Source organism: Prevotella pectinovora, assembly GCF_000834015.1.
GTDB classification, from domain to species: Bacteria; Bacteroidota; Bacteroidia; order Bacteroidales; family Bacteroidaceae; genus Prevotella; species Prevotella pectinovora.
The window spans coordinates 1-218 of the sequence record NZ_JXQI01000057.1; the positions used below are offsets into that span (position 1 = coordinate 1).

The following is a 218-nucleotide window of genomic DNA, read 5'->3' on the forward strand; positions in this document are numbered from 1 at the left end:
TCTTTGCATAAGATAAGCTTCGGCTCGGGATAAGAAATGAATGGATTCATTTCGTTCTCCTCTCGCCTTGCATTATCTTTGCATAAGATAAGCTTCGGCTCGGGATAAGAAATGAATGGATTCATTTCGTTCTCCTCTCGCCTTGCATTATCTTTGCATAAGATAAGCTTCGGCTCGGGATAAGAAATGAATGGATTCATTTCGTTCTCCTCTCGCCT

At 41.7% G+C, this 218-nt stretch carries 1 pseudogene; it reads right to left on the reverse strand.

Features of this window, described 5'->3' with window-relative positions:
- Window positions 1–200, reverse strand: a pseudogene (locus ST42_RS14325) (hypothetical protein); the annotation flags it as partial.
- Window positions 201–218: the final 18 nt, after the last annotated feature.